General features: G+C 47.1%; 7 protein-coding genes, 9 tRNA genes and 5 rRNA genes. All 21 read left to right on the top strand.

Translation table 11 applies throughout. From position 1 onward, the window contains the following. The first annotated feature begins 145 nt into the window (after window positions 1–145). Window positions 146–3078, top strand: a 23S ribosomal RNA gene (locus MKX49_RS26255). Window positions 3079–3142: 64 nt separating this feature from the next. Further along, a 5S ribosomal RNA gene (rrf, locus tag MKX49_RS26260) occupies window positions 3143–3258 on the top strand. A 10-nt stretch (window positions 3259–3268) separates the two neighbouring features. After that, a tRNA-Val gene (locus MKX49_RS26265) sits at window positions 3269–3344 on the top strand. Window positions 3345–3355: 11 nt separating this feature from the next. Beyond that, window positions 3356–3431, top strand: a tRNA-Thr gene (locus MKX49_RS26270). A 42-nt stretch (window positions 3432–3473) separates the two neighbouring features. Next, window positions 3474–3549: transfer RNA gene (locus MKX49_RS26275), tRNA-Lys, on the top strand. 9 nt (window positions 3550–3558) lie between these two features. Next, window positions 3559–3640: transfer RNA gene (locus MKX49_RS26280), tRNA-Leu, on the top strand. Between the two features lie 5 nt (window positions 3641–3645). Next, window positions 3646–3720 (top strand) — tRNA-Gly (locus tag MKX49_RS26285). 12 nt (window positions 3721–3732) lie between these two features. Further along, a tRNA-Leu gene (locus MKX49_RS26290) sits at window positions 3733–3821 on the top strand. A gap of 9 nt (window positions 3822–3830) precedes the next feature. After that, window positions 3831–3907: transfer RNA gene (locus MKX49_RS26295), tRNA-Arg, on the top strand. A 9-nt stretch (window positions 3908–3916) separates the two neighbouring features. Continuing rightward, a tRNA-Pro gene (locus MKX49_RS26300) sits at window positions 3917–3993 on the top strand. 9 nt (window positions 3994–4002) lie between these two features. Continuing rightward, window positions 4003–4078, top strand: a tRNA-Ala gene (locus MKX49_RS26305). 159 nt (window positions 4079–4237) lie between these two features. Beyond that, window positions 4238–5788 (top strand): 16S ribosomal RNA (locus tag MKX49_RS26310). Between the two features lie 176 nt (window positions 5789–5964). After that, window positions 5965–8897, top strand: a 23S ribosomal RNA gene (locus tag MKX49_RS26315). A 64-nt stretch (window positions 8898–8961) separates the two neighbouring features. Then, window positions 8962–9077, top strand: a 5S ribosomal RNA gene (gene rrf / locus MKX49_RS26320). Together the 16S, 23S and 5S rRNA genes with 9 tRNA genes alongside form the textbook arrangement of a ribosomal RNA operon. A 374-nt stretch (window positions 9078–9451) precedes the next feature. Beyond that, window positions 9452–9913, top strand: coding sequence for a CtsR family transcriptional regulator (locus MKX49_RS26325; protein WP_048677843.1), 462 nt, complete (start codon window positions 9452–9454; stop codon window positions 9911–9913). A 21-nt stretch (window positions 9914–9934) separates the two neighbouring features. Further along, a complete protein-coding gene (locus MKX49_RS26330) occupies window positions 9935–10486 on the top strand; it encodes a UvrB/UvrC motif-containing protein (protein ID WP_063595519.1) in 552 nt (183 codons plus the stop codon). Next, window positions 10483–11559: a protein arginine kinase gene (locus MKX49_RS26335; RefSeq protein ID WP_053537034.1), complete on the top strand. Its 1077-nt coding sequence runs from the start codon at window positions 10483–10485 to the stop codon at window positions 11557–11559. The genes MKX49_RS26330 and MKX49_RS26335 overlap by 4 nt, the downstream gene beginning before the upstream one ends. Window positions 11560–11688: 129 nt before the next feature. Continuing rightward, window positions 11689–14130 carry an ATP-dependent protease ATP-binding subunit ClpC gene (gene clpC / locus MKX49_RS26340; protein WP_034305090.1) on the top strand — a complete coding sequence of 814 codons (2442 nt, stop codon included), beginning with the start codon at window positions 11689–11691 and terminating at the stop codon, window positions 14128–14130. A gap of 198 nt (window positions 14131–14328) precedes the next feature. Further along, a complete protein-coding gene (radA, locus tag MKX49_RS26345) occupies window positions 14329–15717 on the top strand; it encodes a DNA repair protein RadA (protein WP_048677848.1) in 1389 nt (462 codons plus the stop codon). A gap of 2 nt (window positions 15718–15719) precedes the next feature. After that, window positions 15720–16793: a DNA integrity scanning diadenylate cyclase DisA gene (gene disA, locus MKX49_RS26350; RefSeq protein ID WP_063595517.1), complete on the top strand. Its 1074-nt coding sequence runs from the start codon at window positions 15720–15722 to the stop codon at window positions 16791–16793. Window positions 16794–17019: 226 nt separating this feature from the next. Further along, window positions 17020–18117 (top strand): PIN/TRAM domain-containing protein, encoded by a 1098-nt coding sequence (locus tag MKX49_RS26355; RefSeq protein ID WP_063595516.1) that lies wholly within the window; start codon window positions 17020–17022, stop codon window positions 18115–18117. Window positions 18118–18130 lie beyond the last annotated feature (13 nt).

An 18130-nucleotide genomic window follows, 5' to 3' on the forward strand; every position in this document is an offset into this window, starting at 1 on the left:
GTTCAGTTTTGAATGAGTAATTCATTCAAATAGGAAAGACAGTCATCACGCTGTGATGGATTCTTTCTGCTTTGTTCCTTGAAAACTAGATAATAGATAGAAGGCAATTAATTTTTTTCAAAGCATCTGTAAGATCTTTTTTAACGGTTAAGTTAGAAAGGGCGCACGGTGGATGCCTTGGCACTAGGAGCCGATGAAGGACGGGACTAACACCGATATGCTTCGGGGAGCTGTAAGTAAGCTTTGATCCGGAGATTTCCGAATGGGGAAACCCACTGTTCGTAATGGAACAGTATCTTTACCTGAATACATAGGGTACTGAAGGCAGACCCGGGGAACTGAAACATCTAAGTACCCGGAGGAAGAGAAAGCAAACGCGATTTCCTGAGTAGCGGCGAGCGAAACGGAATTAGCCCAAACCAAGAGGCTTGCCTCTTGGGGTTGTAGGACACTCAACATGGAGTTACAAAGGAACGGGGTAAATGAAGTGACCTGGAAAGGTCCGTCGAAGAAGGTAAAAACCCTGTAGTTGAAACTTCGTTCCCTCCTGAGTGGATCCTGAGTACGGCGGGACACGAGAAATCCCGTCGGAAGCAGGGAGGACCATCTCCCAAGGCTAAATACTCCCTAGTGACCGATAGTGAACCAGTACCGTGAGGGAAAGGTGAAAAGCACCCCGGAAGGGGAGTGAAATAGATCCTGAAACCGTGTGCCTACAAGTAGTCAAAGCCCGTTAATGGGTAATGGCGTGCCTTTTGTAGAATGAACCGGCGAGTTACGATTTCATGCGAGGTTAAGTTGATGAGACGGAGCCGCAGCGAAAGCGAGTCTGAATAGGGCGAATGAGTATGAGGTCGTAGACCCGAAACCAGGTGATCTACCCATGTCCAGGGTGAAGTTCAGGTAACACTGAATGGAGGCCCGAACCCACGCACGTTGAAAAGTGCGGGGATGAGGTGTGGGTAGCGGAGAAATTCCAATCGAACCTGGAGATAGCTGGTTCTCTCCGAAATAGCTTTAGGGCTAGCCTCAAGATGAGAGTATTGGAGGTAGAGCACTGATTGGACTAGGGGCCCCCAACGGGTTACCGAATTCAGTCAAACTCCGAATGCCAAATACTTATTCTTGGGAGTCAGACTGCGAGTGATAAGATCCGTAGTCGAAAGGGAAACAGCCCAGACCACCAGCTAAGGTCCCAAAGTATACGTTAAGTGGAAAAGGATGTGGAGTTGCTTAGACAACCAGGATGTTGGCTTAGAAGCAGCCACCATTTAAAGAGTGCGTAATAGCTCACTGGTCGAGTGACTCCGCGCCGAAAATGTACCGGGGCTAAACGTATCACCGAAGCTGTGGATTGACACCGTATGGTGTCGATGGTAGGAGAGCGTTCTAAGGGCGTTGAAGTCAGACCGGAAGGACTGGTGGAGCGCTTAGAAGTGAGAATGCCGGTATGAGTAGCGAAAGAAGGGTGAGAATCCCTTCCACCGAATGCCTAAGGTTTCCTGAGGAAGGCTCGTCCGCTCAGGGTTAGTCGGGACCTAAGCCGAGGCCGAAAGGCGTAGGCGATGGACAACAGGTTGATATTCCTGTACCACCTATACATCGTTTGAACGATGGGGGGACGCAGAAGGATAGGGTAAGCGCGCTGTTGGATATGCGCGTCCAAGCAGTTAGGCCGGAAACGAGGCAAATCCCGTTTCCATTAAGGCGGAGCTGTGATGGCGAGGGAAATATAGTACCGAAGTTCCTGATTCCACGCTGCCAAGAAAAGCCTCTAGTGAGATGTAAGGTGCCCGTACCGCAAACCGACACAGGTAGGCGAGGAGAGAATCCTAAGGTGTGCGAGAGAACTCTCGTTAAGGAACTCGGCAAAATGACCCCGTAACTTCGGGAGAAGGGGTGCTTTTTAGGGTGAATAGCCCAGAAAAGCCGCAGTGAATAGGCCCAGGCGACTGTTTAGCAAAAACACAGGTCTCTGCGAAGCCGCAAGGCGAAGTATAGGGGCTGACACCTGCCCGGTGCTGGAAGGTTAAGGGGAGAGGTTAGCGCAAGCGAAGCTTTGAACCGAAGCCCCAGTAAACGGCGGCCGTAACTATAACGGTCCTAAGGTAGCGAAATTCCTTGTCGGGTAAGTTCCGACCCGCACGAAAGGTGTAACGATCTGGGCACTGTCTCAACGAGAGACTCGGTGAAATTATAGTACCTGTGAAGATGCAGGTTACCCGCGACAGGACGGAAAGACCCCGTGGAGCTTTACTGCAGCCTGATATTGAATTTTGGTACAGCTTGTACAGGATAGGTAGGAGCCTGAGAAGCCGGAGCGCCAGCTTCGGTGGAGGCGTTGGTGGGATACTACCCTGGCTGTATTGAAATTCTAACCCGCGCCCCTTATCGGGGTGGGAGACAGTGTCAGGTGGGCAGTTTGACTGGGGCGGTCGCCTCCTAAAGAGTAACGGAGGCGCCCAAAGGTTCCCTCAGAATGGTTGGAAATCATTCGTAGAGTGTAAAGGCACAAGGGAGCTTGACTGCGAGACCTACAAGTCGAGCAGGGACGAAAGTCGGGCTTAGTGATCCGGTGGTTCCGCATGGAAGGGCCATCGCTCAACGGATAAAAGCTACCCCGGGGATAACAGGCTTATCTCCCCCAAGAGTCCACATCGACGGGGAGGTTTGGCACCTCGATGTCGGCTCATCGCATCCTGGGGCTGTAGTCGGTCCCAAGGGTTGGGCTGTTCGCCCATTAAAGCGGTACGCGAGCTGGGTTCAGAACGTCGTGAGACAGTTCGGTCCCTATCCGTCGCGGGCGCAGGAAATTTGAGAGGAGCTGTCCTTAGTACGAGAGGACCGGGATGGACGCACCGCTGGTGTACCAGTTGTCTTGCCAAAGGCATAGCTGGGTAGCTACGTGCGGACGGGATAAGTGCTGAAAGCATCTAAGCATGAAGCCCCCCTCAAGATGAGATTTCCCATGGCGCAAGCTAGTAAGATCCCTGAAAGATGATCAGGTTGATAGGTCAGAGGTGGAAGCATGGTGACATGTGGAGCTGACTGATACTAATAGATCGAGGACTTAACCAACGCTTTTTAAAAAATGAAATACCTTCTTATTATCTAGTTTTGAAGGAACAACGTTCCTTTTATGTTTGGTGGCGATAGCGAAGAGGTCACACCCGTTCCCATTCCGAACACGGCAGTTAAGCTCTTCAGCGCCGATGGTAGTTAGGGGTTTCCCCCTGTGAGAGTAGGACGCCGCCAAGCAGTTATATATGGAGGATTAGCTCAGCTGGGAGAGCATCTGCCTTACAAGCAGAGGGTCGGCGGTTCGATCCCGTCATCCTCCACCATTTTTACACTTGCCGGTGTAGCTCAACTGGTAGAGCAACTGACTTGTAATCAGTAGGTTGGGGGTTCAAGTCCTCTTGCCGGCACCATTTTCATACAAGCTTGATATAGCATATATAAATAGTTTATATGAGCCATTAGCTCAGTTGGTAGAGCATCTGACTTTTAATCAGAGGGTCGAAGGTTCGAATCCTTCATGGCTCACCATTTTATTATGCGGGTGTGGCGGAATTGGCAGACGCACCAGACTTAGGATCTGGCGCCGCAAGGCGTGGGGGTTCAAGTCCCTTCACCCGCATGTTCGCGGAAGTAGTTCAGTGGTAGAATACAACCTTGCCAAGGTTGGGGTCGCGGGTTCGAATCCCGTCTTCCGCTCCACTATTTATTTATGCCGGGGTGGCGGAACTGGCAGACGCACAGGACTTAAAATCCTGCGGTAGGTGACTACCGTACCGGTTCGATTCCGGTCCTCGGCACCATCTTAATATGCGCCCGTAGCTCAATTGGATAGAGCATCTGACTACGAATCAGAAGGTTGTAGGTTCGACTCCCGCCGGGCGCACCATGTTTTTTTCGGGAAGTAGCTCAGCTTGGTAGAGCACTTGGTTTGGGACCAAGGGGTCGCAGGTTCGAATCCTGTCTTCCCGACCATTATTTTTTGGGGCCTTAGCTCAGCTGGGAGAGCGCCTGCCTTGCACGCAGGAGGTCAGCGGTTCGATCCCGCTAGGCTCCACCAAAAAAACTTGACAAGCCGATTTGGGTTTGTTATGATATGTAAGTTGATTCTTTAAGAAGAGTCAAATTGCTCTTTGAAAACTGAACAAAACAAAGCGCCAACGTTAAATTTTAAGTGAGCACATACTATCAAAAAAAGCAAATGAGCAAGTCAAACATTTCTTCGGAGAGTTTGATCCTGGCTCAGGACGAACGCTGGCGGCGTGCCTAATACATGCAAGTCGAGCGAATCGATGGGAGCTTGCTCCCTGAGATTAGCGGCGGACGGGTGAGTAACACGTGGGCAACCTGCCTATAAGACTGGGATAACTTCGGGAAACCGGAGCTAATACCGGATACGTTCTTTTCTCGCATGAGAGAAGATGGAAAGACGGTTTACGCTGTCACTTATAGATGGGCCCGCGGCGCATTAGCTAGTTGGTGAGGTAATGGCTCACCAAGGCGACGATGCGTAGCCGACCTGAGAGGGTGATCGGCCACACTGGGACTGAGACACGGCCCAGACTCCTACGGGAGGCAGCAGTAGGGAATCTTCCGCAATGGACGAAAGTCTGACGGAGCAACGCCGCGTGAACGAAGAAGGCCTTCGGGTCGTAAAGTTCTGTTGTTAGGGAAGAACAAGTACCAGAGTAACTGCTGGTACCTTGACGGTACCTAACCAGAAAGCCACGGCTAACTACGTGCCAGCAGCCGCGGTAATACGTAGGTGGCAAGCGTTGTCCGGAATTATTGGGCGTAAAGCGCGCGCAGGTGGTTCCTTAAGTCTGATGTGAAAGCCCACGGCTCAACCGTGGAGGGTCATTGGAAACTGGGGAACTTGAGTGCAGAAGAGGAAAGTGGAATTCCAAGTGTAGCGGTGAAATGCGTAGAGATTTGGAGGAACACCAGTGGCGAAGGCGACTTTCTGGTCTGTAACTGACACTGAGGCGCGAAAGCGTGGGGAGCAAACAGGATTAGATACCCTGGTAGTCCACGCCGTAAACGATGAGTGCTAAGTGTTAGAGGGTTTCCGCCCTTTAGTGCTGCAGCTAACGCATTAAGCACTCCGCCTGGGGAGTACGGCCGCAAGGCTGAAACTCAAAGGAATTGACGGGGGCCCGCACAAGCGGTGGAGCATGTGGTTTAATTCGAAGCAACGCGAAGAACCTTACCAGGTCTTGACATCCTCTGACAACCCTAGAGATAGGGCTTTCCCCTTCGGGGGACAGAGTGACAGGTGGTGCATGGTTGTCGTCAGCTCGTGTCGTGAGATGTTGGGTTAAGTCCCGCAACGAGCGCAACCCTTGATCTTAGTTGCCAGCATTCAGTTGGGCACTCTAAGGTGACTGCCGGTGACAAACCGGAGGAAGGTGGGGATGACGTCAAATCATCATGCCCCTTATGACCTGGGCTACACACGTGCTACAATGGATGGTACAAAGGGCTGCAAACCTGCGAAGGTAAGCGAATCCCATAAAGCCATTCTCAGTTCGGATTGCAGGCTGCAACTCGCCTGCATGAAGCCGGAATCGCTAGTAATCGCGGATCAGCATGCCGCGGTGAATACGTTCCCGGGCCTTGTACACACCGCCCGTCACACCACGAGAGTTTGTAACACCCGAAGTCGGTGAGGTAACCTTCATGGAGCCAGCCGCCTAAGGTGGGACAGATGATTGGGGTGAAGTCGTAACAAGGTAGCCGTATCGGAAGGTGCGGCTGGATCACCTCCTTTCTAAGGATAATTACGAGAGCGCTTTTGTTTTGTTCAGTTTTGAATGAGTAATTCATTCAAATAGGAAAGACAGTCATCACGCTGTGATGGATTCTTTCTGCTTTGTTCCTTGAAAACTAGATAATAGATAGAAGGCAATTAATTTTTTTCAAAGCATCTGTAAGATCTTTTTTAACGGTTAAGTTAGAAAGGGCGCACGGTGGATGCCTTGGCACTAGGAGCCGATGAAGGACGGGACTAACACCGATATGCTTCGGGGAGCTGTAAGTAAGCTTTGATCCGGAGATTTCCGAATGGGGAAACCCACTGTTCGTAATGGAACAGTATCTTTACCTGAATACATAGGGTACTGAAGGCAGACCCGGGGAACTGAAACATCTAAGTACCCGGAGGAAGAGAAAGCAAACGCGATTTCCTGAGTAGCGGCGAGCGAAACGGAATTAGCCCAAACCAAGAGGCTTGCCTCTTGGGGTTGTAGGACACTCAACATGGAGTTACAAAGGAACGGGGTAAATGAAGTGACCTGGAAAGGTCCGTCGAAGAAGGTAAAAACCCTGTAGTTGAAACTTCGTTCCCTCCTGAGTGGATCCTGAGTACGGCGGGACACGAGAAATCCCGTCGGAAGCAGGGAGGACCATCTCCCAAGGCTAAATACTCCCTAGTGACCGATAGTGAACCAGTACCGTGAGGGAAAGGTGAAAAGCACCCCGGAAGGGGAGTGAAATAGATCCTGAAACCGTGTGCCTACAAGTAGTCAAAGCCCGTTAATGGGTAATGGCGTGCCTTTTGTAGAATGAACCGGCGAGTTACGATTTCATGCGAGGTTAAGTTGATGAGACGGAGCCGCAGCGAAAGCGAGTCTGAATAGGGCGAATGAGTATGAGGTCGTAGACCCGAAACCAGGTGATCTACCCATGTCCAGGGTGAAGTTCAGGTAACACTGAATGGAGGCCCGAACCCACGCACGTTGAAAAGTGCGGGGATGAGGTGTGGGTAGCGGAGAAATTCCAATCGAACCTGGAGATAGCTGGTTCTCTCCGAAATAGCTTTAGGGCTAGCCTCAAGATGAGAGTATTGGAGGTAGAGCACTGATTGGACTAGGGGCCCCCAACGGGTTACCGAATTCAGTCAAACTCCGAATGCCAAATACTTATTCTTGGGAGTCAGACTGCGAGTGATAAGATCCGTAGTCGAAAGGGAAACAGCCCAGACCACCAGCTAAGGTCCCAAAGTATACGTTAAGTGGAAAAGGATGTGGAGTTGCTTAGACAACCAGGATGTTGGCTTAGAAGCAGCCACCATTTAAAGAGTGCGTAATAGCTCACTGGTCGAGTGACTCCGCGCCGAAAATGTACCGGGGCTAAACGTATCACCGAAGCTGTGGATTGACACCGTATGGTGTCGATGGTAGGAGAGCGTTCTAAGGGCGTTGAAGTCAGACCGGAAGGACTGGTGGAGCGCTTAGAAGTGAGAATGCCGGTATGAGTAGCGAAAGAAGGGTGAGAATCCCTTCCACCGAATGCCTAAGGTTTCCTGAGGAAGGCTCGTCCGCTCAGGGTTAGTCGGGACCTAAGCCGAGGCCGAAAGGCGTAGGCGATGGACAACAGGTTGATATTCCTGTACCACCTATACATCGTTTGAACGATGGGGGGACGCAGAAGGATAGGGTAAGCGCGCTGTTGGATATGCGCGTCCAAGCAGTTAGGCCGGAAACGAGGCAAATCCCGTTTCCATTAAGGCGGAGCTGTGATGGCGAGGGAAATATAGTACCGAAGTTCCTGATTCCACGCTGCCAAGAAAAGCCTCTAGTGAGATGTAAGGTGCCCGTACCGCAAACCGACACAGGTAGGCGAGGAGAGAATCCTAAGGTGTGCGAGAGAACTCTCGTTAAGGAACTCGGCAAAATGACCCCGTAACTTCGGGAGAAGGGGTGCTTTTTAGGGTGAATAGCCCAGAAAAGCCGCAGTGAATAGGCCCAGGCGACTGTTTAGCAAAAACACAGGTCTCTGCGAAGCCGCAAGGCGAAGTATAGGGGCTGACACCTGCCCGGTGCTGGAAGGTTAAGGGGAGAGGTTAGCGCAAGCGAAGCTTTGAACCGAAGCCCCAGTAAACGGCGGCCGTAACTATAACGGTCCTAAGGTAGCGAAATTCCTTGTCGGGTAAGTTCCGACCCGCACGAAAGGTGTAACGATCTGGGCACTGTCTCAACGAGAGACTCGGTGAAATTATAGTACCTGTGAAGATGCAGGTTACCCGCGACAGGACGGAAAGACCCCGTGGAGCTTTACTGCAGCCTGATATTGAATTTTGGTACAGCTTGTACAGGATAGGTAGGAGCCTGAGAAGCCGGAGCGCCAGCTTCGGTGGAGGCGTTGGTGGGATACTACCCTGGCTGTATTGAAATTCTAACCCGCGCCCCTTATCGGGGTGGGAGACAGTGTCAGGTGGGCAGTTTGACTGGGGCGGTCGCCTCCTAAAGAGTAACGGAGGCGCCCAAAGGTTCCCTCAGAATGGTTGGAAATCATTCGTAGAGTGTAAAGGCACAAGGGAGCTTGACTGCGAGACCTACAAGTCGAGCAGGGACGAAAGTCGGGCTTAGTGATCCGGTGGTTCCGCATGGAAGGGCCATCGCTCAACGGATAAAAGCTACCCCGGGGATAACAGGCTTATCTCCCCCAAGAGTCCACATCGACGGGGAGGTTTGGCACCTCGATGTCGGCTCATCGCATCCTGGGGCTGTAGTCGGTCCCAAGGGTTGGGCTGTTCGCCCATTAAAGCGGTACGCGAGCTGGGTTCAGAACGTCGTGAGACAGTTCGGTCCCTATCCGTCGCGGGCGCAGGAAATTTGAGAGGAGCTGTCCTTAGTACGAGAGGACCGGGATGGACGCACCGCTGGTGTACCAGTTGTCTTGCCAAAGGCATAGCTGGGTAGCTACGTGCGGACGGGATAAGTGCTGAAAGCATCTAAGCATGAAGCCCCCCTCAAGATGAGATTTCCCATGGCGCAAGCTAGTAAGATCCCTGAAAGATGATCAGGTTGATAGGTCAGAGGTGGAAGCATGGTGACATGTGGAGCTGACTGATACTAATAGATCGAGGACTTAACCAACGCTTTTAAAAAAATGAAATACCTTCTTATTATCTAGTTTTGAAGGAACAACGTTCCTTTTATGTTTGGTGGCGATAGCGAAGAGGTCACACCCGTTCCCATTCCGAACACGGCAGTTAAGCTCTTCAGCGCCGATGGTAGTTGGGGGTTTCCCCCTGTGAGAGTAGGACGCCGCCAAGCCATTTAAAAAGATCAGCCATCCGGCTGGTCTTTTTTGTGTTTGTAATAAAAAACTTTTCCGTTTTCAGGGACAGCACGGGCTGGCCTTATTTGAATTGGTTGCCATATCATGAGGAGGAAATGGATGAGCTGGGGAAATGGGGGAGAATTTAAGTGATGAAACCTTAAGCAGAAGAAAAAGTTCAGGTTTTACATCCATTTATATAGGGTATTTATGTAAGATATTTCAACTTTTATGTTCAATGGGGTATGTAACTACATATAATTTGGAGAAAATGGATATTACAGAAAGAAAGTGCGTTTAAGTTGCAAAATGCATTATTCCTTGTATAATAATAGTCAAATATAGTCAAAGTCAGAATGGAGGAGGCTGAGTGAGAAACATATCTGATGTTATCGAAACTTATTTGAAGCAAGTACTTGAAATAAGTCAAAAAGATATCTTGGAGATTAAAAGAAGTGAAATAGCAGATAAATTTCAGTGTGTTCCTTCTCAAATCAATTACGTAATCAATACGAGGTTTACCATCGAGAGAGGTTATGTTGTAGAGAGTAAGCGTGGAGGCGGCGGTTATATACGCATCATGAAAGTGGAATCACAGGATTCCGTGCAACTTATCAACCAATTATTATCGCTTATTGGTTCCAGGGTAACTCAATCGATGGCTGAAGGAGTAATTTCACGGCTGATGAATGAAGACGTCATTAATGAAAGAGAAGCAAAGATTATGATGAGCGTCATAGATAGATCGGTGATTTATATCGACCTGCCTGACCGCGATGAGCTTAGGGCAAGAATTTTAACTGCGATGCTTACGACTTTAAAATATAAATGAAACTGGCAGAGGTGATGAACGTTGATTTGCCAAGAATGTCATCAAAGGCCTGCTACCCTGCACTTCACCAAAATCATCAATGGAAAAAAGACTGAAGTCATGATTTGTGAGAAATGTGCTCAGGAAAAAGGTGAAATGTTCATGGAGGCAGGCGGACCTGGTTTTTCAATAAATAATTTATTAGCAGGATTGTTGAATATGGAGTCGAATATTCAACAGACAAAGGCAAATGCATTTCCGAAAACGGAAGAGAGGCGCTGCCCGCATTGTCATCGATCTTATAAAGAATTTGTCCATATTGGCAAGTTTGGCTGTGCCGAATGTTATAAAACGTTCAATGAACAGTTAAATCCCATTTTAAAGAGGGTTCATAGCGGCAATACAGCACACATAGGGAAAATTCCAAAAAGGATTGGTGGCGCCATATATCTTCGAAAACAAATTTTGGATTTGAAAGAAGTTTTAAAGGTCCACATTGATCAAGAGGAGTTTGAGAAAGCGGCAGAAGTAAGAGATAAGGTTCGTTCCCTTGAAAAAAGGTTTGAAGCACAAGAGGGAGGCGAGGAATTATGAGCTTGGAAAAGTTTGTAGAAAACGCCTTGAGTTCCTGGATGAGTGCCGAAGGGCCGGAAATCGATATTGTATTGAGTTCGCGGATTCGGCTGGCCAGGAATTTCAAAGACTTTACCTTCCCAACCTCCTTTTCGAACGAAGAAGCTAATAAAATCATTGAATTGGTCAAAAAAAGAATCGAAGAGGAAGTAACCCCGGAGATTGGAAAATTGGAGCTATTAGAGATTGACCAATTGCAGCCACTGGAAAAGCGCGTTCTGGTTGAAAAACATTTAATCAGTCCTCATTTAGTTGAAGATTCAGCGAAAAGCGCATGTCTCCTTTCGGAAAATGAAGAAATAAGTATCATGATAAACGAAGAGGACCATCTCCGTATTCAATGTTTAATGTCGGGGTTGCAGCTAAAGGAAACCTTAAAGATTGCAAATGTTCTTGACGATTGGATTGAAGAATCCATAGACTATGCATATGATGAAGAAAGAGGATACCTGACTAGTTGTCCGACTAATGTGGGAACAGGGTTAAGGGCTTCAGTCATGATGCATCTGCCGGGCCTGGTCCTTACACAGCAGATGAATAATATCATACCGGCTATCAACCAATTGGGGTTGGTGGTTCGAGGGATTTATGGAGAGGGCAGTCAAGCGTTGGGGAATATTTTTCAAATCTCCAATCAAATCACCCTTGGAAAATCGGAAAGGGATATCGTTGAAGATCTAACGAGTGTAGTGCAACAAATCATAGCCCAGGAACGGTCAGCGAGGGATGCATTAGCGAGGACTTCCCACATACAATTAGAAGATAGAATTTTCCGTTCATATGGGGTTTTGTCCAATGCTCGAATCATCGAGACCAAGGAAGCAGCTACATGTATCTCCGATGTTAGGTTAGGGATAGATCTTGGGTATATAAAGAATATTTCCAAAAGCATTCTAAATGAATTGATGATTTTGACGCAGTCGGGATTTTTACAAAAGTACGCAGGCGGCCCTTTAAGACCCCATGAAAGGGATATCCGTAGAGCAGCACTCATCCGGGAACGCTTGAATTTCACGGAATCTTCCTCCTCATAGAGGTTATTGACCTCTTTAGGGAGAATTAAATTTCATTAATAGATATGGAGCAAGAATAAGCTTCTGCCATTACTTAGAGAATTGCCAGCAATTTTATTCAAAACGAAAATTCTTAAGGAGGAATTCCCTATGATGTTTGGTCGTTTTACTGAAAGAGCCCAGAAAGTATTAGCATTAGCCCAAGAAGAGGCAATCCGTTTAGGTCATAATAATATTGGCACGGAACATATTTTACTGGGCCTGGTCCGAGAGGGTGATGGTATTGCAGCCAAAGCGTTATATGCTCTTGGATTGGGTCCGGAGAAGATTCAGAAAGAAGTTGAAAATTTAATTGGCCGTGGACAGGATACGGCTCAAACGATACATTATACCCCAAGAGCCAAGAAGGTCATTGAGCTTTCCATGGATGAAGCAAGAAAATTAGGTCACTCATATGTTGGGACAGAGCATGTCCTTCTAGGTCTTATACGAGAAGGGGAAGGTGTCGCTGCCCGCGTATTGAATAATCTGGGAGTAAGTTTAAATAAAGCTCGACAACAAGTATTACAACTTTTGGGCAGCAATGAATCAGGTGGTCATCAAGGTTCAGCCGCTGCAAATGCAAGCACGCCGACACTGGATGGCCTTGCCCGTGATTTAACGGCGATTGCCAGGGAAGGAAGCTTGGATCCGGTTATCGGAAGAAGTAAGGAAATACAGCGTGTCATTGAGGTATTAAGCCGTCGTACAAAAAATAACCCAGTATTGATCGGTGAACCTGGCGTTGGTAAAACAGCCATTGCTGAAGGGCTTGCCCAACAGATTATCAATAATGAGGTACCTGAGATTTTACGTGATAAACGCGTCATGACACTTGATATGGGTACTGTTGTGGCTGGCACTAAATACCGGGGTGAATTTGAGGACCGGTTGAAGAAAGTCATGGATGAAATACGCCAGGCGGGTAATATCATCCTATTCATCGATGAATTGCATACATTGATTGGTGCAGGTGGTGCAGAAGGTGCCATCGATGCCTCCAATATCCTTAAACCATCATTGGCTCGTGGTGAATTACAATGTATCGGTGCTACAACTTTGGATGAGTACCGCAAGTATATTGAAAAGGATGCTGCCCTTGAACGTCGCTTCCAGCCAATCCAAGTCGATGAGCCGACAATTGAGGAATCCATCCAAATTCTCAAAGGTCTTCGTGACCGTTATGAGGCACATCACCGCGTATCGATCACTGACGAAGCGATTGATGCTGCAGTCAAATTATCAGACCGTTATATTTCCGATCGCTTTTTACCTGATAAAGCGATTGACTTGATTGATGAAGCTGGTTCCAAAGTTAGGCTGCGCTCGTACACAACGCCACCCAACCTAAAGGAACTTGAAGTGAAACTAGATGATGTTCGCAAGGAAAAGGATGCTTCCGTTCAGAGTCAGGAATTTGAAAAAGCTGCTTCGCTTCGCGATACAGAACAACGCTTAAGAGAACAATTGGAAGAAACGAAAAAAACTTGGAAAGAAAAACAAGGGCAGGAAAACAGTGAAGTGACTGTGGATGACATTGCACACGTCGTATCCAGCTGGACGGGAGTGCCGGTCACTAAATTGGCGCAAACGGAGTCAGACAAACTGCTTAATATGGAGTCAATCCTCCATGATCGTGTAATTGGGCAGGAAGAGGCCGTCATTGCGGTTTCTAAAGCAGTACGACGTGCAAGGGCAGGTTTGAAAGATCCTAAGCGTCCAATTGGTTCATTCATCTTCTTGGGGCCTACAGGGGTCGGTAAAACCGAGCTAGCCCGAGCTTTGGCTGAATCCATTTTTGGTGATGAAGATGCCATGATCCGCATCGATATGTCCGAATATATGGAGAAACATTCGACTTCACGTCTTGTAGGATCGCCTCCAGGATATGTTGGGTACGAAGAAGGCGGTCAGTTAACGGAAAAAGTGCGGAGGAAACCATACTCCGTCGTTCTGCTTGATGAAATAGAAAAGGCGCATCCGGATGTCTTCAATATTCTTCTTCAAGTTTTGGAAGACGGAAGACTGACAGATTCAAAGGGGCGTACTGTCGATTTCAGGAATACCATTTTGATCATGACATCGAATGTAGGGGCGTCTGCCTTGAAAACTGATAAGTATGTCGGCTTTAACATCCAGGATACTGGTCAGGACTATAAAAATATGAAAGGGAAAGTGATGGAAGAACTCAAACGTGCATTCCGTCCGGAATTCCTGAATCGTATTGATGAAACTATCGTGTTCCACTCATTAGAGAAGGATCATTTGAAACAAATCGTTACATTAATGTCAAATCAGCTTACTACCCGTTTGAAAGAACAGGAGATATACTTGGAGCTGACAGATGCGGCTAGAGAAAAAATTGCCACGGAAGGTTTTGATCCGGAATATGGGGCAAGGCCAATCCGCAGGGCGCTTCAGAAGCATGTAGAGGATTATCTATCCGAAGAGTTGCTTAAAGGCAACGTGAAAAAAGGGCAAACGGTCGTAATGGATGTCGTGAATAATGAGTTTGCAATCCGACAAGGCGAGCCTGTTAATGTAAGTGAATAACCTGATCCTAAACTTCGAGGTACACGCAGATTCTTTTGCAGTGTACCTCTGTTTTTTATCTATAGGTAGATGTGAGTATAAACGGGACAAGCAAAGTGAATATTTTTTTAAAAAAACTTAGCCTTAAGAAGGTTTAAATAAAACAGAGATATAATATCCTTAATATAGATATTTTTTCCAAAGGAAGAGGAGTAATTTATGGCTGTAAAAAAGAAAACTAAATTTATCTGTCAGTCTTGTGGGTATGAGTCCGCGAAATGGATGGGGAAATGCCCAGGCTGCGGTGAATGGAATAAAATGGTCGAGGAAACCGAAATCGTTAAACCTGCTAGAAAGGGCGCTTTTACCCATTCAGAGGTGAGAGGTTCCGGGGAACGGGAGAAGGCAGCACCCATAACGACCATTCAATCAGAAAAAGAACCACGCATTAAGACGGATTTAATGGAATTGAATCGTGCTCTTGGGGGCGGGATTGTACAGGGATCACTTGTATTGATCGGAGGGGACCCGGGTATCGGTAAGTCCACCCTGCTTTTACAGGTATCATCCCAATTGGCGCATAAACAGAAAAAAGTGCTTTATATATCAGGTGAAGAATCAGTCAAGCAGACCAAATTGAGAGCGGACCGGCTTGGGACCATGTCGGAAAATCTATTCGTTTATTCTGAGACCGATATGGACTATATCCAACAGGCAATTACAGATGTTAAACCGGATTTGGTCATTATTGACTCGATTCAAACGGTTTACCATTCGGAGGTTACATCTGCCCCGGGAAGCGTTTCACAAGTGAGGGAATGCACAGCCTCACTCATGCGCATTGCTAAAACGAACGGAATCGCGATTTTTATCGTCGGTCACGTTACAAAAGAAGGGGCCATTGCGGGACCACGGCTGCTTGAGCACATGGTTGACACCGTATTATATTTTGAAGGGGAAAGACACCATACATATCGAATTATACGTGCGGTTAAAAATCGCTTTGGTTCGACGAATGAGATGGGTATTTTTGAAATGAAAGAACATGGATTGGAAGAGGTGGCGAATCCATCGGAAATTTTCCTTGAAGAACGGTCGCAAGGAGCTTCGGGGTCCACAGTCGTCGCATCCATGGAGGGCACAAGGCCGGTGCTTGTTGAAATTCAAGCATTGATTTCTCCTACGAGTTTTGGGAATCCTAGGCGGATGGCCACGGGAATTGACCACAATCGAGTTTCGCTTTTAATGGCTGTCCTGGAAAAGAGAGTGGGCTTGCTGCTCCAAAACCAAGATGCGTATTTAAAGGTTGCTGGCGGTGTCAAGCTGGATGAACCGGCAATTGACCTCGCTGTTGCAATAAGCATTGCATCAAGCTTCCGTGATAAACCAACAAACCCTGCCGATTGCATCATTGGTGAAGTGGGGCTGACTGGGGAAGTGAGAAGGGTGTCACGAATTGAACAAAGGGTGCAGGAAGCAGCGAAATTAGGGTTTGAGCGGGTTATCATACCGGCTAATAATATAGGAGGGTGGACCGCGCCGAAAGGTATTAAGATCATTGGTGTTTCATCGGTTTCGGAGGCTCTTAAACAATCGTTAGGGGGTTAAGCATGACAGATAAAAAAGGGTATGAGAAAACAAAATTGGAAATTCTGCAAATCGTAGCACCGGGTACCCCGCTTCGGGAGGGTATAGAAAATGTCCTGAGGGCGAACACGGGCGGTTTGATAGTGGTCGGATATAACGAAAAGGTGCGAACGATCGTGGATGGCGGCTTCGAAATCAACTGCAGCTGTACCCCCAGCACATTATATGAGTTGGCGAAGATGGACGGGGCCATCATTTTAAATGAAACCGCCGATAAGATCATTTTCGCAAATGCCCAATTAGTGCCTGATAACAGTACACCTTCCACTGAAACGGGAATGAGGCATAGAACAGCGGAACGGGTGGCAAGGGAGACCAAGTCGTTGGTCATCGCAATCTCACAACGCCGGAATGTCATCACTTTATATCAGGGCAATTTCCGGTATGCCCTTAAAGATATAGGAGTCATTCTTGCCAAGGCTAATTTAGCCATCCAGACCTTGGAAAAATACAAGGTGGTCCTGCAGCAGAGCATATCGGTTTTAGGAGCGCTCGAGTTTGAGGAAATCGTGACCTATGCCGATCTTTTGCAGGTATTTCACCGTTATGTGATGGTGCTCAGGATCAAGGCGGAGCTGCTAACGTACCTTAATGAACTTGGTACGGAAGGAAGGCTGATCCGTTTGCAAATGAATGAAATCCTGGCAGATATTGAAACGGAAGGGAAATGGCTTATCAAGGATTATACCTCCAGTAATGATGAAAATCCCGAGGAAATCATTTTTAGGCTTCAAGAGTTGGCCATGCAGGAAAAACTGGATGAAAGCATTCTTCTTAAGGTGCTGGGCTATCATGGATATATACATCTTGATGAGTCAGTACATCCCCGTGGTTACCGTATTCTTCATAAAATCCCACGCTTGCCGGGTTTAATCATCGAAAATTTAGTGAAACAGTTCGGAAGCTTTAGTGAAGTCAATAAAGCTACGGTTGAAAACCTTGACGATGTGGAGGGTATAGGTGAAGTCCGGGCCAATAAAATTAAAGAAGGACTCCGAATTTTGAAAAATCAGCTGGTCACAAATAGAAGGATGTAAGGTGCAGCCGGCTTTAAAAAAACTCCTGAACGGGCTTGAAATTGATTGGTGTTTATTTTTGACACTCAAAACTCAGGGTGCTAGGCTAATATTACGAAAAAGAGAAGAATTCATATTTGTAAATCCACTAATTCCTTAAGTGAATTTAACGTATATAGTGAAAACGAATTTTCGAAGGTTTCATTTTATTTTATTGGTCAATAATGAGTAGAAGGAGGTGAAAGGGATGTTAAAACGCATTATACAAGCATGCTTCTTAATAGTCGGCGGAACACTTGGTATGTTGCTTATTCCGGAATTATTAATTGTTTTACATGCAGACGATATTGCTTTATTAAACAATCCTTATGTAAGTGTACTGTTGGGTGCCATTATCTTTTATCTTATAACTTTTTGGGCAGTAGATCATGTGATCTACTTTATGAAATGGCTGGAGGAACAGCTTGTAAAGATACCGATTACGGATATAATCTTTGGCAGCGTAGGTCTTTTAGTTGGACTGCTTGCAGCGTTCTTGGTTGGATCCGCATTCAGTGCCATCAAGGTTCCCATTTTGAATACAGTGGTTCCTATCATCCTTACGCTTTTATTTGGATATCTTGGTTTTCAGGTGGGCTTTAAAAAACGTGATGAGCTATTGAGTTTATTCACGAAAAGCAATAAGAAAAAGAACACGGATGGTGAAGCAAGCGAAGAGGATGAAGAGGGGTATAGCAAGCGCCTGAAGATTCTTGATACAAGCGTCATCATTGATGGCAGAATTGCGGATATTTGTCAGACAGGCTTTCTGGAAGGTACCATAGTCATTCCTCAATTCGTATTAAACGAATTGCAGCACATTGCGGATTCATCTGATGCATTGAAAAGGAATCGTGGAAGGCGCGGTTTGGATATCTTGAATCGGATTCAAAAAGACCTGCCGATTAAAGTGGAGATGTACGAGGGGGATTTTGAAGACATTCAGGAAGTCGACAGTAAACTGGTGAAGCTTGCCAAAATATCGGGCGGAATGGTCGTTACCAATGATTTCAATTTAAACAAAGTATGCGAGTTTCAAAATGTGGCGGTACTTAATATCAATGACCTGGCCAATGCCGTAAAACCTGTTGTACTTCCTGGGGAAGAGATGAATGTTCAGGTCATAAAGGACGGGAAAGAGCAGAACCAGGGCATCGCTTATTTGGACGATGGCACCATGATCGTTGTCGAGGGTGGCCGTGACCATATCGGGAAACGGATCGATGTACTTGTCACAAGTGTATTGCAAACCTCTGCAGGCCGGATGATATTCGCTAAACCGAAACTATTAGAAAAAGCATTATAAAGAAGAGTAGGAG

Origin of the sequence: Peribacillus sp. FSL M8-0224 (assembly GCF_038003055.1) — a bacterium.
Lineage (GTDB): Bacteria > Bacillota > Bacilli > Bacillales > DSM-1321 > Peribacillus > Peribacillus frigoritolerans.